General features: G+C 64.4%; 28 protein-coding genes and 3 tRNA genes. 10 read left to right on the top strand and 21 right to left on the bottom strand.

Annotated elements, in window-relative coordinates:
- Positions 1 to 72 precede the first annotated feature (72 nt).
- Positions 73 to 1,920 carry a serine hydrolase gene (locus tag MMG94_RS03845; RefSeq protein ID WP_016918644.1) on the top strand — a complete coding sequence of 616 codons (1,848 nt, stop codon included), beginning with the start codon at positions 73 to 75 and terminating at the stop codon, positions 1,918 to 1,920.
- Positions 1,921 to 1,974: 54 nt separating this feature from the next.
- Here MMG94_RS03845 and MMG94_RS03840 read toward each other — a convergent pair whose 3' ends face one another.
- Both MMG94_RS03840 and MMG94_RS03835 read right to left on the bottom strand, forming a co-directional pair.
- Positions 1,975 to 2,682, bottom strand: coding sequence for a DnaJ domain-containing protein (locus tag MMG94_RS03840; RefSeq protein WP_016918645.1), 708 nt, complete (start codon positions 2,680 to 2,682; stop codon positions 1,975 to 1,977).
- A gap of 3 nt (positions 2,683 to 2,685) precedes the next feature.
- Positions 2,686 to 3,399 carry a hypothetical protein gene (locus tag MMG94_RS03835; protein ID WP_016918646.1) on the bottom strand — a complete coding sequence of 238 codons (714 nt, stop codon included), beginning with the start codon at positions 3,397 to 3,399 and terminating at the stop codon, positions 2,686 to 2,688.
- Between the two features lie 123 nt (positions 3,400 to 3,522).
- Here MMG94_RS03835 and MMG94_RS03830 point away from each other — a divergent pair, with 123 nt between their 5' ends.
- On the top strand, positions 3,523 to 4,059 hold the full coding sequence (locus MMG94_RS03830) for a DUF2478 domain-containing protein (protein ID WP_016918647.1): 537 nt from the start codon (positions 3,523 to 3,525) through the stop codon (positions 4,057 to 4,059).
- Between the two features lie 594 nt (positions 4,060 to 4,653).
- Here MMG94_RS03830 and MMG94_RS03825 read toward each other — a convergent pair.
- On the bottom strand, positions 4,654 to 5,616 hold the full coding sequence (locus tag MMG94_RS03825; RefSeq protein WP_016918649.1) for a DUF817 domain-containing protein: 963 nt from the start codon (positions 5,614 to 5,616) through the stop codon (positions 4,654 to 4,656).
- Complete coding sequence (locus MMG94_RS03820; RefSeq protein WP_016918650.1) at positions 5,597 to 6,631, bottom strand: transporter substrate-binding domain-containing protein; 1,035 nt, start codon at positions 6,629 to 6,631, stop codon at positions 5,597 to 5,599. The genes MMG94_RS03825 and MMG94_RS03820 overlap by 20 nt, the downstream gene beginning before the upstream one ends.
- A 122-nt stretch (positions 6,632 to 6,753) precedes the next feature.
- Here MMG94_RS03820 and metC point away from each other — a divergent pair, with 122 nt between their 5' ends.
- Positions 6,754 to 7,896 carry a cystathionine beta-lyase gene (metC, locus tag MMG94_RS03815; protein ID WP_244415205.1) on the top strand — a complete coding sequence of 381 codons (1,143 nt, stop codon included), beginning with the start codon at positions 6,754 to 6,756 and terminating at the stop codon, positions 7,894 to 7,896.
- Between the two features lie 54 nt (positions 7,897 to 7,950).
- Here metC and MMG94_RS03810 read toward each other — a convergent pair whose 3' ends face one another.
- The 10 genes from MMG94_RS03810 to MMG94_RS03765 form a co-directional block, all read right to left on the bottom strand.
- Positions 7,951 to 8,433, bottom strand: coding sequence for an NUDIX hydrolase (locus tag MMG94_RS03810; protein ID WP_016918652.1), 483 nt, complete (start codon positions 8,431 to 8,433; stop codon positions 7,951 to 7,953).
- Entirely contained in the window at positions 8,430 to 9,428 is a 999-nt protein-coding gene (locus MMG94_RS03805) for an inorganic phosphate transporter (protein ID WP_016918653.1), read from the bottom strand. Before MMG94_RS03805 ends, MMG94_RS03810 begins: the two co-directional genes overlap by 4 nt.
- A 9-nt stretch (positions 9,429 to 9,437) precedes the next feature.
- Positions 9,438 to 10,082 (bottom strand): DUF47 domain-containing protein, encoded by a 645-nt coding sequence (locus MMG94_RS03800; protein ID WP_016918654.1) that lies wholly within the window; start codon positions 10,080 to 10,082, stop codon positions 9,438 to 9,440.
- A 133-nt stretch (positions 10,083 to 10,215) separates the two neighbouring features.
- Positions 10,216 to 10,977, bottom strand: coding sequence for a DUF2865 domain-containing protein (locus MMG94_RS03795; RefSeq protein WP_016918655.1), 762 nt, complete (start codon positions 10,975 to 10,977; stop codon positions 10,216 to 10,218).
- Positions 10,978 to 11,017: 40 nt separating this feature from the next.
- A tRNA-Arg gene (locus MMG94_RS03790) sits at positions 11,018 to 11,094 on the bottom strand.
- Positions 11,095 to 11,153: 59 nt separating this feature from the next.
- A tRNA-Arg gene (locus tag MMG94_RS03785) sits at positions 11,154 to 11,230 on the bottom strand.
- An 11-nt stretch (positions 11,231 to 11,241) separates the two neighbouring features.
- Positions 11,242 to 11,553 carry an ETC complex I subunit gene (locus MMG94_RS03780; protein ID WP_026016062.1) on the bottom strand — a complete coding sequence of 104 codons (312 nt, stop codon included), beginning with the start codon at positions 11,551 to 11,553 and terminating at the stop codon, positions 11,242 to 11,244.
- Between the two features lie 353 nt (positions 11,554 to 11,906).
- A tRNA-Pro gene (locus MMG94_RS03775) sits at positions 11,907 to 11,983 on the bottom strand.
- An 87-nt stretch (positions 11,984 to 12,070) separates the two neighbouring features.
- Positions 12,071 to 12,547: a DUF192 domain-containing protein gene (locus MMG94_RS03770; protein WP_016918656.1), complete on the bottom strand. Its 477-nt coding sequence runs from the start codon at positions 12,545 to 12,547 to the stop codon at positions 12,071 to 12,073.
- A gap of 88 nt (positions 12,548 to 12,635) precedes the next feature.
- Positions 12,636 to 13,199, bottom strand: a complete 564-nt coding sequence (locus MMG94_RS03765) for a cold-shock protein (RefSeq protein WP_051001080.1) — start codon at positions 13,197 to 13,199, stop codon at positions 12,636 to 12,638.
- Positions 13,200 to 13,661: 462 nt separating this feature from the next.
- Between MMG94_RS03765 and MMG94_RS03760 the strand changes: the two genes are divergently transcribed.
- The 3 genes from MMG94_RS03760 to MMG94_RS03750 all read left to right on the top strand — a co-directional run bounded on the left by MMG94_RS03760 (position 13,662) and on the right by MMG94_RS03750 (position 16,343).
- Positions 13,662 to 15,107, top strand: a complete 1,446-nt coding sequence (locus tag MMG94_RS03760) for an aspartate aminotransferase family protein (RefSeq protein ID WP_016918659.1) — start codon at positions 13,662 to 13,664, stop codon at positions 15,105 to 15,107.
- A 144-nt stretch (positions 15,108 to 15,251) separates the two neighbouring features.
- On the top strand, positions 15,252 to 15,815 hold the full coding sequence (locus MMG94_RS03755; protein WP_016918660.1) for a hypothetical protein: 564 nt from the start codon (positions 15,252 to 15,254) through the stop codon (positions 15,813 to 15,815).
- 45 nt (positions 15,816 to 15,860) lie between these two features.
- Positions 15,861 to 16,343, top strand: a complete 483-nt coding sequence (locus MMG94_RS03750) for a hypothetical protein (protein WP_020372401.1) — start codon at positions 15,861 to 15,863, stop codon at positions 16,341 to 16,343.
- Between the two features lie 90 nt (positions 16,344 to 16,433).
- Here MMG94_RS03750 and MMG94_RS03745 read toward each other — a convergent pair whose 3' ends face one another.
- Positions 16,434 to 17,306, bottom strand: coding sequence for a branched-chain amino acid aminotransferase (locus MMG94_RS03745; protein WP_016918662.1), 873 nt, complete (start codon positions 17,304 to 17,306; stop codon positions 16,434 to 16,436).
- Positions 17,307 to 17,453: 147 nt separating this feature from the next.
- On the opposite strand from MMG94_RS03745, the gene MMG94_RS03740 reads away from it, so the two are divergent.
- The 3 genes from MMG94_RS03740 to MMG94_RS03730 are packed head-to-tail and all read left to right on the top strand — an operon-like array spanning position 17,454 to position 20,160.
- Positions 17,454 to 18,014: a MarR family winged helix-turn-helix transcriptional regulator gene (locus MMG94_RS03740; protein WP_016918663.1), complete on the top strand. Its 561-nt coding sequence runs from the start codon at positions 17,454 to 17,456 to the stop codon at positions 18,012 to 18,014.
- Positions 18,011 to 18,775 (top strand): response regulator, encoded by a 765-nt coding sequence (locus tag MMG94_RS03735; RefSeq protein WP_016918664.1) that lies wholly within the window; start codon positions 18,011 to 18,013, stop codon positions 18,773 to 18,775. The genes MMG94_RS03740 and MMG94_RS03735 overlap by 4 nt, the downstream gene beginning before the upstream one ends.
- 14 nt (positions 18,776 to 18,789) lie before the next feature.
- Positions 18,790 to 20,160, top strand: a complete 1,371-nt coding sequence (locus MMG94_RS03730; RefSeq protein WP_016918665.1) for an ATP-binding protein — start codon at positions 18,790 to 18,792, stop codon at positions 20,158 to 20,160.
- Positions 20,161 to 20,207: 47 nt separating this feature from the next.
- Here MMG94_RS03730 and MMG94_RS03725 read toward each other — a convergent pair whose 3' ends face one another.
- The 6 genes from MMG94_RS03725 to MMG94_RS03700 all read right to left on the bottom strand — a co-directional run bounded on the left by MMG94_RS03725 (position 20,208) and on the right by MMG94_RS03700 (position 24,097).
- Entirely contained in the window at positions 20,208 to 20,714 is a 507-nt protein-coding gene (locus MMG94_RS03725) for a GNAT family N-acetyltransferase (protein WP_016918666.1), read from the bottom strand.
- On the bottom strand, positions 20,707 to 20,997 hold the full coding sequence (locus tag MMG94_RS03720; RefSeq protein WP_016918667.1) for a type II toxin-antitoxin system TacA family antitoxin: 291 nt from the start codon (positions 20,995 to 20,997) through the stop codon (positions 20,707 to 20,709). Before MMG94_RS03720 ends, MMG94_RS03725 begins: the two co-directional genes overlap by 8 nt.
- A gap of 117 nt (positions 20,998 to 21,114) precedes the next feature.
- Positions 21,115 to 21,777 (bottom strand): TetR family transcriptional regulator, encoded by a 663-nt coding sequence (locus MMG94_RS03715; RefSeq protein WP_040578936.1) that lies wholly within the window; start codon positions 21,775 to 21,777, stop codon positions 21,115 to 21,117.
- A gap of 88 nt (positions 21,778 to 21,865) precedes the next feature.
- Positions 21,866 to 22,684, bottom strand: coding sequence for a pyrroline-5-carboxylate reductase (gene proC / locus MMG94_RS03710; protein WP_016918669.1), 819 nt, complete (start codon positions 22,682 to 22,684; stop codon positions 21,866 to 21,868).
- Complete coding sequence (locus tag MMG94_RS03705) at positions 22,681 to 23,184, bottom strand: type III secretion system chaperone family protein (protein WP_016918670.1); 504 nt, start codon at positions 23,182 to 23,184, stop codon at positions 22,681 to 22,683. Before MMG94_RS03705 ends, proC begins: the two co-directional genes overlap by 4 nt.
- Before the next feature lie 382 nt (positions 23,185 to 23,566).
- Entirely contained in the window at positions 23,567 to 24,097 is a 531-nt protein-coding gene (locus MMG94_RS03700) for a L,D-transpeptidase (protein ID WP_016918671.1), read from the bottom strand.
- A gap of 246 nt (positions 24,098 to 24,343) precedes the next feature.
- Between MMG94_RS03700 and MMG94_RS03695 the strand changes: the two genes are divergently transcribed.
- Positions 24,344 to 25,216, top strand: coding sequence for a methyltransferase domain-containing protein (locus MMG94_RS03695; protein ID WP_016918672.1), 873 nt, complete (start codon positions 24,344 to 24,346; stop codon positions 25,214 to 25,216).
- Positions 25,217 to 25,222: the final 6 nt, after the last annotated feature.

The following is a 25,222-nucleotide window of genomic DNA, read 5'->3' as shown; positions in this document are numbered from 1 at the left end:
GCGTTTTTGCGACGCCAATCTCCGGTTGTCGCCTTCCGCGCATGTGCCAGTTCCGTAAGGGGCGAGTAACAAATGTTGAAACCGAGTCTGCTGGACCGCCTGGCGCAGCCCCGCTCCCTCGCAGCCATCTTCGCGGTGATCATGGCGTTTGTCGCCATCACGGCAATTCCTGCGGAAGCGCGTCGCCACGGCTATCGCCATCATGCTTCTCACAGCCGGCACGTCTATCATCGTTCCTTCGCGCATCACCGAACCTTGGTCCGGCATGCGCGCAGCCATCGTTTCTACGCATCGACCTCGTCGGGCGGGACCGGCGGCGGCGACGGAGTCGTCGGCGAACATCACGGTTTCGCGGCCATCGTCATGGACGCCAATAGCGGGAAAACGCTGTACGCCCGCAGCGAACACGAATTGCGGCACCCCGCCTCCGTCACCAAGGTGATGACGCTCTATCTGCTGTTCGAACAGCTCGATAAGGGCCATCTACGCCTCGACTCGCCGCTGATGATTTCTTCTCACGCCGCGTCCCAGGCGCCGTCGAAACTCGGCCTCCAGCCGGGCGAAACGATCAGCGTCGAAAATGCGATCAAGGCGCTGGTGACGAAGTCCGCGAACGACATCGCCTGCGCGGTCGCGGAAAATATCGGCGGCGACGAACACAGCTTCGCGCAGATGATGACCCGCAAGGCGCACGCCCTCGGCATGCGCAACACGCATTACGAGAACGCCTCCGGCCTGCCGGACCCGAACCAGATCACGACGGCTTACGATCTCGCCATTCTCGGCCGAGCGATCCAGGACCGCTTCCCGCGCTATTATCGTTACTTCAGCACGCATAGTTTTGCGTATAATGGCGCGCTGCACCGCAACCACAACCATCTCCTCGGCCGCGTCGAGGGCATGGACGGCATTAAGACCGGCTACACCCGCGCTTCCGGCTTCAATCTGCTGACGTCGGTCCGTCGCGGCAACCACCATATCGTGGCGGTCGTCATGGGCGGCGCGACGGCCGGCGGCCGCGACCGGATCATGGCGCAGCTCATCGAAGACTATATTGGCGGCGGCGCGAATATACGCACGGCGGCGGCGATCGCCGAGGACGCTTCCGCGGCGGACGAAGACGTCGTGGCGGCGGCCCCCGCCCCCGCGCCCATCGCGGCTCCTGCCGTCGAAAGGGCGTCCGAGCGTCAGGTCGCTTTGAACCAGCCGGTCGTCGAGCAGGCCCTTCTGTCAGAGCCGGTTGTCGCGCCCAAGGCCGCCGACCGTCAGCCCGAGCGCGCCGCTTATGCGCCCGAGGAGACGACGATCGATCCTGAATCCGTCGGCGCCATCCCGTCGGCCCGCGCGCTCCGCCGCGCCGCCGCGCCTGTCCCGCCGGCTCCGATCCCCGCGCGCGAAAAGGCGGAAAAGCCCGTCGTCGAGAAGGTCGCGGAAAAGGCGCAGGTCCGTCCGGCTTTCGTCTCCGGCGTTCAGAAGCGTATCGCCGAAGAGCCCGCGCCGGCGGACAAAAAGAACGCCCCCAAGGCCCTCCCCAAAAACGCGCTTGCGGCGATCATCGACGGCTCGACCTCGAGCCGCCCGTCCAAGGCTCGCGAGATCACCGTCGCGACGACGACGCCGTCCGCGATCCGCTCGACCTCCAGCGTGGCCAAGGCCGATGCGGCGCGTCCGACCAAGCCCGGCTGGATGATCCAGATCGGCGCCGCCGAGGACCCCTCGAAGGCCAACGAACTTCTGTCCCGCGCCCGCAGCCAGCTCCAGGGCTTTCCGTCGACGGCCAAGGCGTTCACGGAGAAGGTGCAGAAGGGCAAGGAGACGCTTTATCGCGCGCGCTTCGCGGGGCTTGAGGAGCAGAGCGCCGTCTCCGCCTGCAACGCGCTGAAGCGCTCCGGCTTTTCCTGCTTCACGACCAAGAACTAAGGGCGCGCCGTCATGTCCGTCACCTGGGACGACGTAGAGGCTCATCGGCGCGCCTCAATGATGGCGCCGCATCAGGACTTCCTTGGCTTCATTCACTCGGGCGGCAAGATCAGTCGTCCCGCCAAGGTCTGGATGAAGCTTCTTCATCAGATCGCGATGCGCCCGAGCAATGTCGGCGGCCGCCGCGCCCTTTTTCAAACCGAGAATCTCGTAGGCCTCGTCCTCGGTGATCGAGCCGGAGCGGCGCGCGCGCGTCTCGCCCGCGCTCCCCGCGTCTCGGTGCGGATCTCCTGTCGCGCGCCATCCGGCAAACCGGCGGTCCAGATACGCCTCTAGAAGCCGCGCCCCGTCCGGATCGTCGCGCGAACATATATTGTAGAGATCGAGCAGCGCGGGACGGGTCAAGGCGTCGAGGCGTTTGCCCTCGTCCCGTCCGGCCAGAATCATCCCGCGTATCGCGCCCGTCGCGTGATCGAGCTCCATTTCGATCATCGCCGACCTGACGCGCGAGACCCCGGACCCGCCGTCCCCGCCGCCGAAGCCGCCGCGACCGGAGAGCCCCATCAGCCACAATCCGGCCGCGCCGAGGGCCAGCCCGAAATCGAGGCGTCCCCGCGCAAGGAGCAAGCCTCCGAGCGCCATCAGGACAAAACCGCCGCCGCGCTTGAGCGCGCGCGCGAGAAAGGCCGGCGAGGCCTTCACATAGGCCTTGAGCGCGAAAAGCCCGAGAGCGAGCGCGAGAAATCCCATCAAGACCGGCATGGCTTATCTTGACCCCATCTGCGACAGCAGCAAGCGCGCGGCGTCTTCCCCCCGCTCCGCGCGCCTTTCAAGTTCCGGCAAACCGCCGGCGGCGTAAGCAGCGGCGGCGCCAAGCAGCTCGGCGAGGCGACGCGGCGCGGAAAGATCAAAGGCGGCATAGGCTCCGCCCGTCAGCCGGGCGATTTCCTTGAAGGCCGACATTGTCCGACGATCCTCGCCCTCCTGAAACATGAAAGCCTTCAGTCCAAGAAGACCCATTTCCCCGGCCGACATAGCGAGCCGGTCGATATTCTCCTCCATCGCGTCGCCAATATAAACGAGCGCCCCGACGCGGCGCACGCGCGTCTCGTTCAAGGCATGCTGCAAAACGCGGTCGATCTGCGTATGGCCGGCCATGCAGGAAATCCGCGACATCAGCGCGCCCAGACCCGCGCCGTTCGAGACGAAGGACGAAGCGCGGCATTCCCGGAGACCGCGGAAATAGACCAACTGAACGTCGAGCCCTCCTTGAGCGGCGGTTGCGCGGAACATCTCGCCCTGAATGGATTGCGCCACGTCCCAACTCGGCTCGCGGCTCATTGTCGCGTCGAGCGCAAAAATCAGGCGCGCGCTCGCGCCGCCGGACTCAACGACGCTTTGCGCCTTTTCGAGAAAGGCGTCGATGGCGCTCTTGCGCGCCGACGTCGGGGCCAGCGGCTTCTTCAGGTCATCGCCCACTTTTGATCACGTCGCTTGTTCGTAACACTGTATAAAATCGGCTTCACGCCCTTTAAAACAAGAGGGGCGCGCCGCGCCTTACGCCCTTGGCCGAGGCCGGGAAAAGCTGACGAAAGAGACCTAATGGACCGCAAAACGCTGCCGCCCACCCCCATCGCCGCGCTTCCGGCGCAGGACAGCGCCAATATTCAGTCATTGATGCGCAGCTTTGCCCTGGAGCTGGCGAATGCCGGGACGCGCATTGCAGGCGTGACTCAGATGCGCGGCGCGGATTCCGCCGGCCGCTCTCGAATCTATCTGCGCGATCTGGCGTCCGAGGCGGAGTTCGTCATTTCTCAGGATCTCGGTCCGGGGTCCGTCGCCTGCAATCTCGATACGGGCGAGCTGGCCATGGCCTGCGCGGCGGTGGAGCGCGCCGCGCGCGAAGGCGCCGACCTGATCGTCGTGAGCAAATTCTCGAAGCAGGAAGCCGAGCGCGGCGGCCTTTGCGACGCCTTCCGAGCGGCGATGACCGCGCGCATTCCCGTTATCGCGGCGGTGTCGCCGCACTTCCGGGAGGAGTGGCGCGTCTTCGCTGGGCCTTTGGCTGAGGATGTCGAGCCGACGCGCGACGCGCTGACCGAATGGTGGGCGCGCTCAAGCCTGCGTCGGGGAAGGTAACTTCGGATCAGCCAAAAGCTTGGCTATAAGCAACGGGCCAGTCGACCGACTGGCTAACCGAAAGGGGGTGTTGCGTGTGAAAATCCGGGTGAAGGTCGAAATCACGGTTGGCCGTTGGAAAGTCACCGTGATCATCGGCTAACGCAAGGGGGGCCGGGATAAAACCCGGTCCCCACCGGAATGGAAGCCGCAACACCCCCTCTAGGGAAAAGTTTAGCACGCCAAATATGCTCTTCAAGCGCCTTTCTTCGAAGAAAACGTCCGCCGCACCGCGCGGTCCGCGAAGCTCTCATTCATGAAAAAGCGCGAGGGCTGACGTAGCGCTTCCCGCAAGTCCGCGCCAGTCAACGCAAGTTCGTCCTTGCCTCGAACGCGGCTACAACGTCCCCGCCAGTCTTCTCGACTGGCTAACCGAAAGGGGGTGTTGCGTGTGAAAATCCGGGTGAAGGTCGAAATCACGGTCGGGCGTTGGAAACTCACCGTGATCATCGGCTAACGCAAGGGGGCCGGGATAAAACCCGGTCCCCACCGGATTGGAAGCCGCAACACCCCCTCTAGGGAGAACATTAGCACGCGGCGACGTCCCTTCAAAGATCACGCGGAGATTCTTGATTTGCTCGCCAATCGGTCGCCGTGCCGCGCCCGCGACTCTTCGAGGGGCGCGTCGTCCGGCGGCTGCGGCTTGCAGGCGAGCGCGACCAGCGCGTAGCTCACGATCTGCAGCAGGAACCACGACCCGAGCTTGCCGATCCCCACCGGCTTCCACGCCGCCATCTGGTCCGGATAGAGCCAGACATGGCTGTAGGTCGCGATATTCTCCGCGAACCAGATGAAGCAGGACGCCAGAAACGCAGCGAGCAGCAGCGGCATGGTCCGCCAGCTGTGATGGATGCGGTAATAGATGGTCGTGCGCCAGAAGATCGCCGCGCTCGCCGCGAAGAGCAGGATGCGCATGTCGGCGACGTAGTGATGCGCGAAGAAATTGACGTAGATCGCGGCGGCGAGCGCGCCGACCTGCCACAGCGGCGGGTGGTTCGTGAAGCGGAAATCGAACAGCGCCCAGGCGCGCATCATGTAGCTGCCGACGCAGGCGTACATGAAGCCGGTGAAAAGCGGCGCGCCGCCGATGCGGAAGAACGCTTCTTCGGGATAGACCCAGGAGCCCTGCGCGGTCTTGAACAGCTCCATCGCCGTTCCAACGACGTGGAAGACGAAAATGACACCTGCTTCCGCGAGCGATTCGAAGCGCAGGAGGATCAGCGTCGCCTGCACGCCGAGCGCGGCGAGGAAGAGGAAGTCGTAACGCGCGAGCGGCGCGTGGACGGGATAGAGGAGCCGGGTCGCGAGAACGAGAAAGACCATGATCCCGCCAAAGAGGCAGGCCCAAGCCTGTTTGATTCCGAATCGGATGAACTCGTAGATAAAGCGCCGCGCCGGGCCGCCTTTGAGCGCCCACTGGCCGATCGCGGCGTCGGTCTCGACGAAGCGCCGCAGCGGCGGCCAGAGTTCGGCCGCGCTTTTCTCCCTTATGCTCCGCTTATCTGATCGATGGCGCATATATCAGCCCGCCCTTGTTCCACAGAGCGTTCGCGCGCCGCTCCATGCCCAAAGGCGAAGCTTGCCCCATATTGCGCTCGAAGACATCGGCGTAATTGCCGACATGTTTGACGATCCGGTAGGGCCAGTCTCCGGCGAGCCCGAGACCCAAGCCGCGATCGCCTTCAACGCCGAGGAGATGGCGGATATTGGGGTCGTCCGATTTCAAGGCGGCGTCCGCATTGGCGACGGAGACCTGCAACTCCTCCGCGTCGATCAGCGTAAACAGCGCCCAGCGGACGACGCCGAGCCACTGATCGTCGCCCTGCCGCACGACGGGGCCGTGGGGAGCCTTCGACAGAAGGTCGGGCAGCACGTCATGGGCTTCCGGGCTCGAGAGCTTCGCCCGCGCCGCATAGAGAGAAGACGCGTCCGCCGTCAACACGTCGCACAGGCTCTTGTCATAGCCTGCGGCGGCGTCATCGAAGGTCGCAAAGAGCTTGGCGTCGTAGGGCGCCTTGCGTTTGTGGAAAAAGTCGGCGACCTCCAATTCGTAGGACGTGCCCTGCTGCACGCAGACCGACACGCCCGAAAGGTCCTGCGCCGACGCGAAGCTGCGTTGGCGCCGGACGAGGAAGGACTGACCGTCATAAAAACTGACGCCCGCATAGATCGCCCGCTGTGCGGCGTCGCGCGACTGCGTCCATGGCGCGGCGCTGGCCAGCACGTCGATCCAGCCGGCTTGCAACGCGGGCACGCGGTCCTTGGCCGAAAGACCCAGAAACCGCACCTTCTGCGGATCGTCGAAGATCGCCGCCGCGACCGCACGGCAGATATCGACGTCGAATCCGCGCCAATCGCTTTTTTCGCCGGAGGGCGGCTGCGCGAAGCCGGGCGCCTCCGAGACGCCGCAGGAAAGATAGCCGCGTTTGAGAACGGTCGAAAGCGTCGGACCGGCGTCGGACTGCGCAAGCGCCCCCTGCCCGCCGAGCACAAAGAGAATTGCGACGGCGAGATTGATGCCTCGGGCGATCATGGACGGGCTCGGAATTGCTCGGACTGTATATTACGGTCGGGCCCGACCGGCGCAAGCGCGCGGTCCGCGACCCAGGGACGACGATGAAAAGCGATAAAGGCGAAAAGCGGCGAAAAAACCGTATGGCCACGGTTGTCACTCAGGCCGGCCGCGAACCCTTCGAACATTTCGGCTTCGTCAATCCGCCGATCTATCGCGGCTCGACCGTGCTCTTCCCGACGGTCGCCGATCTCGAGGGCCTGCGCCAGCCCTACACCTACGGCACCAAGGGCACGCCCACCACAAGAGCGCTGGAGACCGCCTGGACCGAGATCGCCGGCGCGGAGGATACGGTGCTCGTCCCCTCCGGTCTCGCGGCGATCGCCATCGCGCTGCTGACCGCCACGAAAGCGGGCGCGCATCTTCTCGTGACCGACTCGGCCTATGCGCCCACGCGCTTCTTCTGCGACGGGTTTCTCGCCCGTTTCGGCGTGACGACCGAATATTACGACCCGGAAATCGGCGCGGGCGTTTCGGCGCTCATCCGTCCGGAGACGACCGCCATCCTCACCGAGTCGCCTGGATCTCAAAGCATGGAGATACAGGACATCCCCGCCATCGCCGCCGCGGCGCGCGAAAAGGGCGTTTGCGTCATCGTCGACAATACTTGGGCGACGCCGCTCTTCTTTCCGCCGCATGAACGCGGTTGCGACCTCGCCGTCGACGCAGGCACGAAATATCTTTCCGGCCATTCGGATCTTCTGATGGGGCTCGTCTCCGCCAACGCGAAATGGGCGAAGCGCCTGCGTCACACCTTCAATCTCTTCGCCATTGGTTCGGGGCCGGACGACGCGTCGCTCGCTTTGCGCGGACTGCGCACCATGGCGCTGCGCCTGCGCGAGCAAGAACGCGCGGCGCTGGAGATCGCGACATGGCTCGAGGCTCGCCCGGAGATCGCGCGCGTCCTGCACCCGGCATTGCCCGGCCATCCCGGCCACGATCTTTGGAAGCGCGACTTTTCGGGCTCCTCCGGCGTTTTCTCGATCATTCTGAAACCCGTCGCAAAGGCGGCGGTCGAATCTTTCGTGGACGGGCTGGCGCTGTTCGGAATCGGCTTCTCCTGGGGCGGTTATGAAAGCCTCGTCCTTCCCTTCGACTGCGCGCCGTTCCGCACGGCGACCAGATGGGCGCCAGAGGGACCGGCTTTGCGCTTCTCGATCGGACTGGAAGACGTCGCCGACCTCAAGGACGATCTCGAGGCTGCTTTCGCGCGGCTAGGCGGATGATGCGCGCCCTGGCGCTTCCGCCCGGCAGCCGCGGAGGCGAGGCCCCAGAATGCCTTAAGCTTGGCGCTCGCCTTTTGTGACCGCGTGGCCGAAGGCGAGGATCAGCTCGCGCAACTGCGGTTCGTCGACCTGACCGGCCGCGACGGCGTAGGGAAACCAATAGGTGACGCGCTGGCCTCTTTCCGGCCATTTCTTTCGCTGCCGCGCCACCCGCATCGGGAACACCTCTACCCGGCAGTCGACCGCGGCGCCGCCTTGCAGCCGCTTTTCATAATCGAACTCGCCGAGTTTCGTCTTCTCGATTTTGCCTTGAAGCCCCGCTTCCTGCGCCGCTTCGATCGCTGCGACGATATGCGGCTTGCGGCCTTTCATCGGCCAGCCCTTCGGAATGACCCAGCGCTTGGTGTCGCGGGACGTCGCAAGGCAGATTTCGACGCCCGTCTCCTCGCCGATCCGCCAGGGAAGCGCGGCGTATTGCGTCCGCGGCGCATGGGCGGGAGCGTCCTTCTTCTTTGTCTTCGGCGACTTTTTCTTCATTCAAAGAAACTCGCGGCAAAATAGAAGACCGCTGCAATGAAGGCGGACATTGGCAAAGTGACGATCCAGGCGACGACGATGTCCTTGGCGACGCTCCAGCGCACCGCCGACACGCGCCGCGCCGCGCCGACCCCGACAATGGCCCCGGTGATGGTGTGCGTCGTCGAAACGGGAACGCCGAGGCCCGTGGCGAGAAATAGGGTGATTGCGCCGCCCGTCTCCGCGCAGAAGCCTTGCATGGGCGTCAGCCGCGTGATTTTCGAGCCCATCGTATGCACGATTCGCCACCCGCCGAGGAGCGTGCCCAGCCCCATCGCGGCCTGGCACGTCAGCACGACCCAGAAAGGCACATGGAATTCGCCGCCCGAAGCGCCGTGCGAATAAAGCAGCACGGCGATAATGCCCATGGTCTTCTGCGCATCATTGCCCCCATGTCCAAGGGAGTAAAGCGAAGCAGAAACAAATTGCAACGAGCGAAATAGGGTATCGGCCGCATAGGGGGTCCGGCGCAGAAGCGCCCATGACACGACGAGCACGAGCAGAAGCGCGAGCAGGAAACCGAGCGCAGGCGACAGAACGATGGCGGAGCCCGTCTTGATCAGGCCGCTCCAGACGACCGCGCCGGTCCCTGTCTTGGCGACCCCCGCGCCGACGAGGCCGCCGACCAGCGCATGCGAACTGGACGACGGAATGCCGAGAAGCCAGGTGAGCAGATTCCAGGAAATCGCGCCCATCAGCGCGCCGAAGATCACCTTATCGTCAACGATCTGAGGCGAGATGATCCCGGTGCCGACCGTCTGCGCCACATGCAGGCCGAAGAAGAGAAAGGCGACGAAATTGAAAAACGCCGCCCAGAACACGGCGTATTGCGGGCGCAGCACGCGGGTCGAGACGATCGTGGCGATCGAGTTGGCGGCGTCGTGCAGCCCGTTGAGGAAGTCGAACGCCAGAGCGACGGCGATCAGGCCGTAAAGGAGAAGCGGGCCATCCCCCACGTCGCCCTCCTAGACGTGCTCGATGACGATGCCCGTCACCCGATTGGCGATATCCTCGAAGCCGTCGACCACCTTTTCCAGATGGCCGTAAATCTCGGAGCCGATGATGAAAGCCATCGGGTCGCCGGCGCGGTGCGCGCGGAAAAGCTCTTTCAGCCCCTCGTCGTGAATTGCGTCGGCCTCGTCCTCGATCCGCGTGATTTCTTCGCTGAAGGCGTTGAGCTTGACGTGGTTCGCGCTCATCGCCCGCAAGAGCGGCATGGCGTCCCGCGTCAGCTCGGACGATTGGACGATAATGTCGCCGATCCGGCGCATCGAGGCGTTGAAGTCGCGCGTTTCATAAAGCTGCGTGACCTTGGACGTCTGATGCATCTGGTCGATCGTGTCGTCCATCGCGGTGATGAGGTCGCGAATGTCGCCGCGATCGAAGGGCGTGATGAAGGTGCGGCGCACGGCGAGGAGCGTTTCGCGGGTGATGTCGTCGGCCGCGTGCTCCTGCCGGCGGATTTCCTGGCGGAAGCCGATGACGCCTTCGCCGCCGTCAAGCATCCGCCGCAGCGCCCTGGCGCCCGCGACGAGGGTCTCGGCGTGGCGCTCGAAGAGGTCAAAGAAACGCTCCTCCCGCGGCATCAGCGCCTGAAACCATGACAGCATATGCGTCTCCGCCCAAGAATCGCCAAGGGAATCACTGTCACAAAACTGTCACAATGCCACACGGCAGTTAGCCCTGCCCGCTTGTGCTGTAAAGGGTAATTTTACGGCGAAGCCGCCGCTTTAACCAGCGCTTCTATCTCGTGCTGCCGGTTTGATCCGCCTTGCTGGCGTCCACCTCGCCGGTCGACGACGCGGGCGGCTGCTCGGACGTCTTGACGCTCGTCGTCCGGCGCAGCATCGCCCGCAATCTGTCCCGCAGCGACGTCGACATGAAGGAAGCGTTGCTGAGCGGCACCAGCTTGGCGCCGCTATAGACGAAGGCCCCGTCATTCTCGACGATGACGTCGCCCGATTGCAGGGTCGGGTCGTTGCGCGCCGTCTTCTCGAAGAAGGCCTGAGAAGAGGCGGGATCGTTGCAGCTGCAGGCGCTGTTGGCGCGATCGCGAAAGGCGAAGGCGACCGGCAGAGAAGAATAGCGCTGGCCCTTGTGATTGCGCGCCGACTCGATCGTCGAGCCGTCATAGATCTCCATTGGCGCAGAGGGGCAGGCGAATTCGCAGGATTGCTGGCGCGTCGCCCTTGTGGATTTGATGAGCGGGAAGAAATAGCCGTCGCAGGTGCGAACGCAGAAGCCGCCCGCCGTGGGCTCGGACGAGAAACCCGTCCCGCCGCCGGAGGGAAGACCGTCTTTAGGCCTGGCGAAGCGTAAATCGCCGACGGCGCCTTTCACGCGGCGGGCGGGCGCGGAATCGCGACGGCCGCGCTGGGGGGCGATCTGGGGCTGTGGCGCCGGATCGGGTCCGAAAAGGAACTCGAGCAGCCCGCCCTCGGCCCGGCCGGGCGCCGGCGAGAAAAGAAGGCAAAGCGCCAGCAGGGTCGCGAAGCGTGTCGCCATTGCCCGGTCAAGCCGCATCTTCGCCCTTCCCCGCCCCTATTGGCGACCCCGGCAGGATTCGAACCCGCGACCCACTGCTTCGAAGGCAGTTGCTCTATCCGGCTGAGCTACGGAGCCAAGACGTCTATCGCTCCATCGGAGCTTCGACCGACCCTGGTAGTAAAATGTGTCGATTCTGGCGACCCCGGCAGGATTCGAACCTGCGACCTACCGCTTAGAAGGCGGTTGCTCTATCCGGCTGAGCTACGGGGCCTCGCCGTCCGGTCAGTGCGTCCACAGACCGATGCGGTTGGTTTTGAAATTATCCGAATAGGAGACGACGCGGCGCGACGCCGTATCCGGCTTCGGCTCCTCCACGCGATAGGGAACGCCCTCGCGCTCGGCATAGGCGATCGCCTCTTCCTTCGTCTCGAAGCGCAGCTTGATCTGCTGCTTCATGTCGCCCGAGCTCGTCCAGCCCATGAGCGGCTCGATCGAGCGGGGAGCCTCGATATCGAAATCCAGACGCCAGGGCTTGGCGGTTCCGGGGCCCGACTGGGTCACGCTCGTCGAGTGACGATAGATACGAGCCGTCATTTCAACCTCATCTTCATTCCTTCGGGCCGCAGCCGCGTCGGCAGAACCGAGCCGCCGGGAATTGCGGCCGTCTCCATCTTCGTAATCGGACACTCGGATTTTGCAACCCGATCTTTTCAATCTTATGGCGCGCTCCGCGTCGCAGCTCGCCTGATTTTCAAATTCGCAGATTTTGCTTTTGACCAGCCGGCAGGCCCCGGCGTCATGGCGGGAGTCGATCTCGACGAATTCGGCGATCGAGGAGCGCCAATAAAGCAATGAGCCTGCGCAAATCGCAGGATCAGCGGCAAGATTTTCGTCCGGAAAGCCATGACGGAGACCGCCGCTTGTCGAGGCGTCGAACGAAAAGGCGTTGGTCGGGGCAGCAGGATTCGAACCTGCGACCTGAAGTACCCAAAACTTCCGCGCTACCAGGCTGCGCTATACCCCGCCGGAACCGGAGCGCTGCGGCCGCCCCTGCTCTCTTGATTTTGGCTACCACGCGCGGCTTCGCCTCACAAGGCGAGCGTGGCGCGCATCATCGCTTGAACGCCGGATGCCTGACCTCGTCGCCCGGCTTGAGCCCGATGCGGGCGGCGGCGCCGGCATTGAGTTCGATGACGGCATAGGCCGGGCCGTCCGAGGAGATCGTCGCCTCCGACATCGGGGCCGCATTCGCCGCGATCGAGGTCACCATCCCGTGCCGCGACACGAAAATCATGTCGAGCGGGATATGAGTGTTCTTCATCCACATCATGATCGGGCCGTCTTCATAGAAGACGAAAAGCATGCCCTGATCCTCGGGCAAATGCTTGCGATACATCAACCCCTTTGCGCGTTCGCCGGGCGTGTCGGCCAGCTCCACGCGAAATTCATGCGCGCCGGTCTGCGTGACGAACTCCAGGCGCTGCAGCGGCGCCTCGGCCCGCGCGCCTTCCGCGAAAAGAAACGCAGAGGCGACCAGCCCCGCGAGAAGGACCAGAAAATTGACCGACAGGGAAAGCCGACGTCCCATGCGCCCTCCAAACATAACTCAGGCTAGCGCTATAAAAGGCTGGAGGGGCGCAAGGTCAATGCGCGGGGGGCGAAAGCGGACGAAACGTTCAGTGGGACGCGTTCTTGGCCTCGAGCGGACGCACTTCCGCCGCCATCAGCCCCTTGGGGCCGTCGCCATAGCGAACGAGAACGCTGTCTCCGGGCTTGAGTTCGGTCATGCCGTAGCGGCGCACCGTCTCCATGTGCAGGAAAATGTCTTCCGTGCCCTCGCCGCGCGTGAGAAAGCCGAATCCCTTCACGCGATTGAACCATTTCACGATCGCAATCTCGTAGCCGCTTGTCGGCGTCACCTGCACATGCGTGCGGCCCGCAATCGACTGCGTCGGATGCACGGCGGTCGACTCGTCCATCGCGACGACGCGGAACACCTGCATGCCTTTCGCGCGGCGCTGCGCCTCGCAGACCACGCGCGCGCCTTCGAAAGCGGTCTGATGCCCGCTGCGGCGGAGAATGGTCACATGAAGCAGAATGTCCTGGGCGCCGTCGTCGGGGACAACGAAACCGTATCCCTTGGCGACGTCAAACCATTTGATGCGTCCGGCTACCTCTACGAGTTCGATACCCTCTTCGGGTTCGGCGGACGCGGTCCCCAACTCGTCCTGAAAAGTCACCTTCGCTCCCAACCGACCAACTCCCCAGTGCTGATCCAGAGCATTCGACCGGCGCAGTCACGAGCTTATAAAACTCTCGAATCGCTGCGTGGCAAATGAATCACTTAAAGAGAGGATAACATTGCCGGCCGTTCATCCAACCAGAGAATTTCAGTGGCGGCGCGAATGTCTGTGGATACACGCCGTGCGGGCGCCCTCTCGTCACGCCCAGCTTTCGCAAGCCGTGACGCAAGCGATTCAAATAGAACCGGATTCAAAGCCGCAAGCGTGTGTTTGACGGTTGAGCGGCCGTCGCCGGAACGGCGCGCGACTGGCGCAAGCGCAGCAATCATGCGGCGAAATCACGCGGCGCGCCGCCCATTCACAGGGATTTGACAAATCGCCCGCCGCGCGCAATCGAAAAGCGCGGTCTTGTCTGGCCTGAAGACCCGCGCCTTATTCACGACCTCCGGGAGCCGCCGCATGACTGATCTGTCGACAGTGCAATCGAGCGTTTCCGCTGCGCAAGGCGGCGCGGGCGACTCTTACGATCTCGCGGCGCTCGTCTCGGCGCGGGAGGGCGATCGTTTCTCCCTGCACTCCAAATATCTCAACGAGATGTGGGTGCGCGTGCTGAGGACCATCGGCTACGACGTCGGATTCACGCGGGGACTTGGACCTTATCTTTGGGACAGAAAGGGCGATCGCTATCTCGACCTTCTGAGCGGCTGGGGAGTCTTCGCGCTGGGCCGCAACCACCCCGCCGTGCGCGACGCGCTGGTCAGCGTGCTCGACGGCGAATTCGCCAATCTGGTTCAGCTCGATGTTTCGACTCTCGCCGGGATTCTCGCGGAGAAACTGATCGGGCGCGCGCCCTATCTGGAGAAGGTTTTCTTCGCCAACTCCGGCGCCGAGTCCGTCGAGGCGGCGATCAAATTCGCGCGCGCGGCCACGGGACGCCCCGGCATCCTGCATTGCGCCCATTCGTTCCACGGCCTCACTTACGGGTCGCTGTCGATGAACGGCGACGAGATTTTCAAGAAAGGCTTCGGCCCGCTGCTTCCGAACGCGCGGGAGATTCCCTTCAACGATCTCCCCGCGCTCGAGCAGGCTCTCGCCTCACGCGAGATTGCGGCCTTTTTCGTCGAGCCCATCCAGGGCAAGGGCGTCAACATGCCCGACGACGACTATCTCGCCGGCGTCCAGTTGTTGTGCCGCAAATATGGCGCGCTTTTCGTCGCCGACGAAATTCAGACCGGACTCGGACGGACGGGCAAATTCTTCGCGATCGACCATCACGTCGGGATCGAGCCCGACATGATCGTCGTCGCCAAGGCGCTTTCGGGCGGTCATGTTCCCGTCGGCGCCGTGCTCACGCGCAAATGGGTCTTCGACAAGGTCTTCGACCGTATGGACCGCGCCGTCGTTCATGGCTCGACTTTCAGCAAGAACGACCTCGCAATGGCGGCGGGAGTCGCGACGCTCGACGTTCTCGAGAATGAGCGCATCGTGGAGAACGCCGCGGCGAAGGGCGAACGTCTCCTCGCGGCCTTTCGGAAGATGGCCGAGGGCTACGAACTCGTCTCGGACGTGCGCGGCAAGGGGCTGATGATCGGAGTCGAATTCGGCAAGCCGAAATCGCTGAAGCTGAAAGCGACCTGGAACCTGCTTGAGACGGCGAATTCCGGCCTTTTCGGCCAGCTGATTTGCATTCCGCTCTTCAAGGACCACAAGGTTCTCACCCAGGTCGCGGGTCACGCCAATCCGACGATTAAACTTCTTCCCGCGCTCACCCTGAGCGATGCGGATTGCGACTGGATCGAGTCGTCCTTCGACGCCGTCATCGCCGACGCGCACAACGCCTCGGCCGTCTGGGCGCTCGGCAAGACTCTCGCCGAGCACGCGATCAAGGCCCGCATCAACGCCTGACTTTTCGCGCGCGCTGCTTTGCCGCGCGGGCGCGGAACGCTAATTGCCCTAATCGTGGGGCGCACCGCCAAGGCGCGCCAAAATCGGACGGTTGCGTCGTTTTGCGGCGCGCCTGCGCCGTAAAGAGACGAAAGGGCGTCGGTCATGCGTTTCATTTCGGGAATTCGAGCGGTCGCCGTCGTGGGAGCGCTTGCGCTCGCCCCGGGCGCCTCCCTCGCGCAGGCTGGCGGCGGACATGGCGGCGGTGGCGGAGGGGGTTTTGGCGGCGGCGGATTCGGCCACGGCCTTCCGGCGACCGGCGTCGGAGCCTATGCGCGGGGCCAAGGTCCCACCGGCGCGGCCGGGCTGGGACTGGGCGCCAACCGGCACGGCGTGCTAAACGGCTTCTGGGGCGGCTATGGCGGCGGCGGGGGCGGCGACGCCATCTCGCAGGACAACCAGACCAACGTCTACACCTACAATCATTTTGACAACCGCCGCCGCGACGGCGGGTTCTATGGCGGCGGGGGCGTTTTCTATCCCGACGACGGCTATAGCCGCCTCTACACGATCCGGCCGCCGGGCGGCTATGAGGACGCCGCGCCGGTCTATGGGCCGACTGGTTACGCGCCGCAGACGGTTTACCGTCCTTCTCAGCACATCTTTTACCTGCCTGACAACAATCGGCGCGCGACCCGAAAACACGCTCGCCACGAGGGCGGGTACTGAGTTTCAATGGCGCATATCGAGCGCCTTAATGTGGGGGTGAGTATCATGCGTTTCGTTTCAGTTATCCGGTCCCTGTCGCTGGCGGGCGCCGCCATCTGCGCCATTTCGGCGAGCGGCGCTTCGGCTCAGGACTTCGGCGCGCCTTTCTTCGGCGGCTCCTACGCCCCCGGACCGAGCTACGCCTATGGCGGATATGGCGGCGGCGGCATCGGCCTTGGAGGCGGCATCGGCGTCGCCTACAATCAGGGCTATTATCAGGGCGGCTATCAATATCCGGCAGCCGGCTATGGCGGCGGTCCCTATCGCCGCGCGGCCTATAGCGCCGCCGACGTCTATGTGAATGGCGGCTATGCCTACGACACGTCCTATGAGCGCAGCTATGTCGTGCCGCAGACGAGCTACCGTCCCTATGTCCGCACGCACTACGTGCCGGTGACGACCTATCGCGCCTACAACACCGTACATTATCAGCCGGTGACGACCTATCGCGTCGTCCGCAAGCGCTGCAACTGCGAGACGGTCTACTGAAAATGAAAGCGGCGGCCTGAAAGGCCGCCGCCAGATTTTTCGACCGTCATTGCTTCGCTACGCTCGCAATGACGGCGCTTTTTGCGACTCTCAGGCGTGGACCGCCTTGTCGTATCCCTCGATCAGCGCGCGCGACACGGCGCCCGGCGTGAACTTGTATTGGGCGATCTCGGCGACGGGCGTGACTTCGGCTCCCGTGCCGCAAATGAAGCATTCGTCGAAAGTCGACATCTCGTCGGGCATGATCCGGCGCTCGACGACCTCGATCCCGCGCGCCTTGGCGAGATCGATGACCGTGCGGCGTGTGATTCCGTCGAGGAAGCAGTCGGCGATCGGCGTATGCAGCGCGCCGTCCTTCACGAAGAAGACGTTGGCGCCGGTGCATTCCGCCACCCTGCCCTGCCAGTCGAGCATCAGCGCGTCGGCGTAACCTCGCCGCTCGGCGCGATGTTTGGAGATGGTGCAGATCATGTAAAGCCCGGCGGCCTTCGCCATCGACGGCGCGGTGCGCGGATCGGGCCGGCAATATTCCGCTAAGTCGAGCTTGACGCCCTTCATCTTGGTGTTGATGTCGAACATGCTCGGCCAGTCCCAGGTCGCGATCGCGACATGGATCGTCGAATTCTGAGCGGCGACCGCCATCATTTCGCTGCCGCGCCAGGCGATGGGACGGACATAGGAATTGACGAGATTATTGGCCTTCAGAGTCGCGTCCTTGGCGGCGTCGAGCTCTTCGACCGTGTAGGGAATCTGGAAGTCCAGTATCTCCGCGGACCGCTTGAAGCGCTCGGAATGCTCGCGCGACTTGAAGATCTTGCCGGCGTAAGCGCGTTCGCCCTCGAAGACGCTGGAGCCGTAATGCAGGCCATGCGACAGAACATGAAGTTTCGCGTCGCGCCAGGGAACCAGCGCGCCATTGAACCAGATGAATCCGTCGCGCTGATCGAAGGGCGGGACAAGCATGGCGAGCTCCGGAAAAGCGGCGTCCAGATGAGGCCAGCCGGCCCGTTTCGACGCTGCGGGGAAGCACTAGCCATCGGTCAGAAATATGTCAATATAGCTGACGTATAGGCGTCACGAATCTGACGAGAAGAGGCAAGGAACCGCGAGTTGAGCGAGCTTCTCCAGCCAAAGGCGCCTCTTCGGACGCGGATCGGCGCCGCCCCTTCGGAGCGCGGCGCGCGGCGCGCGGAGGAAGACGCCGAGGCGCTCGATCTCGTCGAACTGTTCTTCTTCGCCTATCGCGACTTTGTCGGCGACGCCGACCGTCTGCTCGAAAATTACGGGTTCGGCCGCGCGCATCATCGCGTGCTGCATTTCGTCCATCGGCGGCCCGGCCTCGCTATTGCGGCGCTGCTCGACATTCTCAAAATCACCAAGCAGAGCCTCAATCGCGTCCTGAAGCAATTATTGGACGGCGGCTTCGTCGAGGCGCGCGCCGGCGCCGTGGACCGCCGGCAGCGCCTCCTTTATCCGACGCCGCGCGGCGCGCGCCTCGCCCGGGATCTCGCGGCGCTGCAATCGGAGCGCTTCCGCCGCGTGCTGGACGAGTTGCCGCCCGACGCGCGCGACGCGGCCGCCGAATTTCTCTTCTCCATGGTGGACCCCAAGGAGCGGGAGCGCGTGCGCCGCCATCTCGGCCGCGCCGATCTCGGCCGGGACAGGCGATGAGCGGCTCCGCGACAGCCGCCCCTGCCCGCGCTTCGCCCGCGGCGATTGCGAAGGGCGCGCATATTCTGATCGTCGACGACGACAAGCGCATCCGCATTCTGCTTTCCCGCTATCTCATTCGCGAGGGCTATCTCGTCAGCGCCGCCAGCAACGCTCGCGAGGCCTCCGAGCGTCTGCGGGATTTCCTGTTCGACCTCATCGTCCTCGACGTGATGATGCCGGGAGAGAGCGGCACGCAATTCGCCGCGCGGCTGCGCGAAGGGCCCGAACCGCTGCGCTCCGCGCCGATCCTGATGCTGACGGCGCTGCACGAAACCGCGAACCGCGTGGAGGGGCTCGAGGCGGGAGTCGACGACTATCTCGCAAAGCCATTCGATCCGCGCGAACTGTCCCTGCGCATCGCCAGCATTTTGCGGCGGTCCCGACGTCCCGGGGCGCAGGACCCGGTCGCGCGTTTCGGGAGTTTCGCCTTCGATTCGGCGCGGGGCGAACTCACCCGGGCGGGCGAGGCGGTCAGGCTGACGAGCCGTGAACGCGACTTGATGCAGACCCTTGTCGAACATGCGGGCGCCATCGTTTCGCGTCAGACTCTTTCAAATCGCGCTTCGGAACAGAAGGCGGCGGAGCGGACGGTCGATGTCGAAATCGCGCGCCTGCGCCGGAAGATCGAGGCTGACCCCAATGCGCCGCGCCATTTGCAAACGGTGCGCGGCCAGGGCTATCGACTTGTCGTGGACGCGTCGCGCGCTACAAGAATGTAAAGCTAGAGGCGGATATGTCCCTCGTGATCACCGAAGTCCTTTCCGCGCCGCGCCAGCTCTGGCGCCGCTTCGCCGACTGGCTTCACGCGCGCATGCCCAAGGGCCTTTATGCGCGCGCCCTGCTCATCGTGATCCTGCCCGTCGTGCTGCTGCAATCGGCCGTGGCCTATGTGTTCATGGAGCGACATTGGGAGGTCGTCACCTACCGGCTCTCGGCCGCCGTGGCGCGGCAGGTCGCGGCCGTGGTCGACGTGTATCAGACTTTCCCCGACGATCCCGGCCACAGCCAGCTTCGCCGCATCGCCGCGCTCGATCTCAATATGGAGCTGTCGATCCTTCCCAAGGCGGCGCTGCCCGAGGCGGTCTCCAAGAAATCGCTTTTCTCGCTCCTCGACAAGGCGCTGGCGAGCGAATTGTCGCGCAAGATTCTGCAGCCCTATTGGATCAATACGAGCGTGCCGGGAAATCTCATCGAGATTCGCGTCGCGCTGAACGACGCGACTTTGCAGATGCTCGTGACGCGCACCCACGCCTACGCCTCCAATTCGTATATTTTCTTCATGTGGATGGCGATCGCGTCCGTCATCATCCTCGCCATCGCCACATCTTTCCTGCGCAACCAGATCCGGCCGATCCTGCGGCTCGCCCGCGCGGCGGAGGAATTCGGCAAGGGTCGCGACGTGCAGTTCAGCCCGCGCGGCGCGCGCGAGGTTCGGCAGGCGGGCAACGCCTTCGTCGAGATGAAGCGCCGCGTCGAGCGCGCCATCGAGCAGCGCACGACCATGCTCAACGGCGTCTCGCACGATCTGCGCACAATCATCACGCGCTTCAAGCTGTCGCTCGCGCTCATGGGCGAGAGCAACGAAGCCAATGAGATGCGCAAGGACGTCGACGAGATGGAGCGCATGGTCGAGGCCTATCTCGCCTTTGCGCGCGGCGACGGCGGCGAAGCCTCCTCGCCGACGGACGTCAGCGTCATTCTCGAGGAATTGAAGGCCGACACCGAGCGGCGCGGCATTTCGGCGACGGTGAAGGTCGACGGCGATCCGAGCCTCGTGGCGCGCCCGGCGGCCGTCAAGCGTCTGCTCGCCAATCTCGTCGGCAACGCACAGCGCTATGGCAAGACGCTGGAGTTTTCCGTCGTCAATGACGGCGAGCATATGATCGTTCACATCGACGACGACGGGCCAGGCATTCCCGTGGAGCGCCGCGAGGACGCCTTTCGTCCCTTCTATCGGCTCGACGAATCCCGCAATCAAGACAATGGCAATTCAGGCCTCGGCCTCGCCATCGCCCGCGACATCGCGCGCTCGCATGGCGGCGACATTGAACTGGATCGCAGCCCGCTCGGCGGGTTGCGGGCGACGGTGACGTTGCCGATCTGAGACGTGCGATCCAAGCTTGGCGTTTTCGCTCCAAGCGCTTGCGTCGCTTATTTCTCTCCGGCCGCGGCTCGGATATCCTTTATCGGCATTAAGAGGTGGCGCGCGTCTGTGGGCGAGGGGATAAAGCCAAAATGCGCATAGAAGGCCGCTGCCGCTTCGTCCTTTGCGTGCACGGCAAGCGCGTGGACGCCCGCGATTTCCGCGACCTGCAAGGTGCGCCCCATGGCGTCGAGCAGCAAGCCGGCGCCGACGCCGCGCCCCCGCCAATCGATATGCACCGCAAGCCGCGCGAGAATCAGTAGTGGAATTGGATGGCGCGGCATCCCTTTCGAGACGCGTTCCGGAGCGTCCGCATGCACCGCCTGCCCAACGACGATTGTGTGATAGCCAATAACGGCCTCGCCGCTCAGTCCTAAATAAGTCCGCGATGAATCCATGCGCTGCGCTTGCAGCGCATGGCGGATCAGAAATCGATCGAGCTCGGGCCGCCCGCAGGTAAACTCTTCGACCGCGTGCTTTCTGTGAAGTTTTTCGACACTCGACGACTTATTCACGGTTCGGATCAAAGAAAGACGGTTCGCTGAAAAGCTTTTCAAGACGCGGCTGGCGGCGGGGAGGCGCATCCAGAGCGGCCCGCAGAGCAACCCACCGTTCCTCGTCGAGGATAAAAACACGCCGATCGGACAACCGCTCCCTGGCTTCGCTCAATGCGGATTCCAGGACAAACTCGCTTACGGTTTTTTGCGCGACCGCAGCCGCCTCCTGCAGCATTTGCTTCGCTTCGCCCGTAAGGCGGAGATCAAGTTTCTCCGAGCGCGTGGTTCGAGGCGTTATCATTCATCCCAAATAATGCGGCGCGCCAGACAATGTCAATACAAGCCTGCGGCCGCACAAATAGTAACGCCCCAGAACCGTGACAGGCTTTGGGGCGCGCAATTCGCCGACGGCGACCGATTACGCGCTTGGATGCGGGTAATCGTCGTCAATCGTCGAATGCCGCCGCTTGAAGCCGCCGATCTCGAACAGCCTGTTCGCCATGTCGGTGAAGGGCCGCGTGATGCGGGCGAAATCCTCGACATGCTCGACATAGCGCTCGCCGCGCGCGATCTCCCGATCCAAGGTCTCCAGCGCGAAGCTGAAGCCGTCCTGGAACCAGGCGTCGAGCACCCTGCCCCAGGCCAGCGCGAGCCCCTGCAGCTTCAGCGAGCCGACGGGTCCGTCGCAATCGATGTCCGCCGCCTCCAGCATGAAGCGCATGGAGTTGACAGTCTCGCGATTGAGCGCTGTGGCGGTCAGCGGGTCGCGCGCCGCCCAGCGGGCGACGCTCGAAAGCGCGTCGCGATAGGGCTCCAGCGTTTCGAGGCGCTTGCGGAGCACCTCGTACAGGCGGTCGCGCGCGGGGTCGTGCGAATCCTGCGTCGAGACGGCGTCCAGCACGTCGCGATCGACCTTGCGGTTGAATCCGCCGATGATCGCGCCCTTCGAGGGGAAGAGGTCGCGCAGATCCGCCAGCGAGATTTCCGCCTCATGAGCGATGTCGGTGAGGCTGACGTCGCCGAAGTCGCGGCGGGCCGCGAGGCTCAGGGCGGCGTCGATCACCCTGTTGCGAGCGCTCATCTTCGTCTCCGATCTGATTGTCTTTGGAGATAATCTATTGCCGCGCCTCGTGGGGGCAAGGCAAGACGGCAAAGCTGAACCGAGGAATTCAGCCCGAAAGTTCGCCCGCCCGCTTCTTCGCGGCGGCGACGGCCTTCGTCATCAGGGGCGCCAATCCGTCCTCCGCCATCAGGACGGAGAGAGCGGCGGCTGTGGTGCCGCCGGGAGAGGTCACGCGCTGGCGCAAGGTCTCGGCGGAGAGGTCAGGCTGGCGGTGCAACAGCTCCCCGGCCCCCTCGATCGTCGCGCGCGCTAGCCTGCCAGCCAGTTCCGGCGCGAGCCCCGCCTCGACGCCGGCGGCGACGAGCGCCTCGACGAGATAGAAAACATAGGCCGGGCCCGATCCGGAGAGGGCCGTCACCGCGTCAATCAGGGCCTCGCTCTCGACCCATTCGACCTGTCCGGCGGCGGCGAGCAGCGCATGGGCGAGCGCCCGCTGGCTCTCGCTCGTCGCCTCGCTGGCGAAGGCGCCCGTCATGCCCCTGCCGATGGCGGCCGGCGTGTTGGGCATGGCGCGCACGATGGACGTCACGGCGGGAAGGCGCGCCGCTATGTCGGCGATGCGCTTGCCGGCGAGGATCGAGACGACGACCGAGCCCGGTCCGACGAAAGGCGCGGCCGCTTCGGCGCCGGCCTCCAGCATTTGCGGCTTGATGGCGAGAACCACGGCGTCATAGAGGCCGGGTTGCGCCGAAAGAGAGAAGCCATGCGCGGCGCAAAGCGCCAGCAGACGGTCGGACGGGTTCGGCTCGACAATCGCTGCGCGGTCGGCGGAAAGGCCCTGCGCCGCCCAGCCTTCGAGCATTGCGAGGCCCATATTCCCGGCCCCGATCAGCGCGACCGAGGCGTCCTTCAGGGAGGCGCTCACGCCTCGCCCTTCGTCTCGAAATTGGCGGTGTCGAGCGCTTCCCTGGCGGATTTGCCCGCCCAAAGCACGAATTGGAACGCCTGATAGTATCGCTCGCAGGACGAGAGCGCGTTTTCGAGCAGCGCGGCGCATTGCGTCGGCGAAGGTTGCGCTCCGCCGCACAGCATCAGCCCGTGGCGGTGCATGGCGACGCCCTCCTGCGGCCAGAAATCGAAATGGCCGATCCACATCTGCTCATTGATGGCGTTGACGAGCGCCATGACTTCGCCGCGGCGGCGTTCGGGGGCCTTGAGGTCGAAGGCGCAACTTATGTGAAGCGTTTCGAGTTGCGGCAGCCAAGTGAAGGCGACGTGATATTCGGTCCAGGCGCCGGCGACGGAAATCGAAATTTCGTCTTCGTCCTCGCGATCGAAGGACCAATCATTCGTGGCGGCCAGTTGCTCCACGACATCCACCGGATGTTCTGCCCGTTCTGTTTCTTTTTCTGTAGCGATCAGCATGAGCCAACCTTCATCGGAGTGTCAGCAGGACGCGGCGACTTACAAAAACATAGGGCGACGCATCACGAGCCTTCGGTAACAGGCGCCTCCTTCGAGCGTTGCGTTCGCGCGGTCGAATCATCCGCTACGGCCACTATACTCCACCTGTCGAGAAACGCGTGACGGTTCAAGCGCGAAGCGCGCGTCAACCTGCGCGGTAGACTGCGGGATTCGTCTTGCGGCGTCCATGGGCCCTCGCCGTCATTCCACAGCTAGACGACGGAACGCCGGCAAAAAGCTTTGGAGAAGTCGGCCTTTACTTTTTAGGCGCCCGCAAAACCGCAAAAAAATACGGGCGCCGGGCTCTCGCCTCGGCGCCCGCCTTTGGATCGCTAATGGCGGATCAGGGCTCCATCATGACCGGCGTGCCCACGTCGACGCGCGAATAGAGATCGGCGACGTCCTCGTTGAGCATGCGGATGCAGCCATAGGAAGCGGCCGTGCCGACGGAGGCGCGCATTCTCGCGCTGGTGCCGTGGATGGCGACCTCGCCGCGATCGAGCGTCAGCGCCGCGAGCCCCATCGGGTTGCGGGCCGAGCCGCCGCGAATGAAATGCGGGAGCTCCGGGTGATCGGCGCGGACGACGGCCGGCGGCGACCAGTCGGGCTGGAAATATTTGCCGTCGACGGCGGCGTAGCCCGACCATTCCTTGCCGCGCTTCGGAACGGCGACGGGATAGCGGATGGCGACGCCGGGGCTCACGACATAGAAGAGCCTGCGCTGGCTGGCGCTGATGACGATCGTGCCGGGCTCGACATTGGGAGAGAAGGCGACGGTGTCGCGGGCCGAGGCGGCCTGCGGAAGGACGGCGAAGCCGAGCGCCGCGACGGCGGCGAAGAGAAGGCCCTTGAGCCGGTAGGACGAGCTACGCATGGGATCCACCTTTTAACGGACGCGGGACGCGGACGCTTACAATGCGAGCATTCTAGCTTTCGCCATGATCTTGTCTAAGCGTTCCGCGTCTTGCGGTTAGGGCTTAAGGTTAAGCATTTCCGTATGTTGCGCGTAGGCAACACCCTTCGCTCCCGGCTCGCCCGTCCCTATCTGGCGCTCCCTTTCCCAAAGTCCCGGCCCCTTGCCGCTTGCCGTCGCCGCGCCCCTGCGCGATAGACGAAGGCGATGGAAAAACAATCTTCACCGCCGCAAATTTTCGACCGGCAACTGCTCCATGAGCGGCTGCGTCGCGCGCTGGCCAAGGACGCGCCGGATTTCCTTCTGGCGCGGGCGGCGGACGACCTTCTGGACCGGCTTCTAACCGTTAAACGCGACTTCCCGCGTTCACTTGATCTCGGGGCGCCCGGCGCGCATTTCGCGCAGGCGATCGTCGCAAGCGGCCGTCCCGCGCCGCTGCGCGCGAGCCGTTTCGGGGGCGCCGTGGTCGCCGACGAGGAAGCCCTGCCCTTCGCGCCCGGATCATTCGATCTCGTCGTCTCGGGCATGGCGCTGCAATGGGTGAACGACCTGCCGGGCGTCTTCGCCCAGCTGCGCCGCATCCTCGCGCCCGACGGATTGTTTCTGGCCTGCCTTCCGGGCGGCGCGAGCCTCGTCGAGCTGCGCATGGCGCTGGCGCAGGCCGAGGAGGAAATCACCGGCGGCGCCAGTCCGCGCGTCTCGCCTTTCATCGATGTGCGGGACATGGGCGGGCTGCTGCAACGCGCGGGATTCGCCCTGCCCGTCTCCGACGTGGACAGCTTCACCCTGCGTTACGATTCGCTCCTGGGGCTGATGGCCGATCTGCGCGCCATGGGCGCCGCAAACGCGCTGGCGAAGCGCTCTACCCGGCCCCTGCGCCGCGACGTCCTCGCCCGCGCCGCGCAGATCTACGCCGAGCGATTCTCCGACCCGGACGGCCGCGTCCGCGCGAGCTTCGAACTCATCTGGATCTCCGGCTGGGCGCCGCATGAGAGCCAGCAAAAGCCCGCCAAGCCCGGCTCGGCGACGATGCGCCTGGAGGATGCGATGAAGGCCGGGCGGCGCGACTCCGACGGCTGAGAGCCC

The sequence above is a fragment of the Methylocystis parvus OBBP genome (assembly GCF_027571405.1).
In the GTDB taxonomy this organism is placed as follows: Bacteria; Pseudomonadota; Alphaproteobacteria; order Rhizobiales; family Beijerinckiaceae; genus Methylocystis; species Methylocystis parva.
The sequence above is the reverse complement of the archived record's forward strand: the minus strand, read 5'-3'. Positions and strand labels throughout refer to the sequence as shown.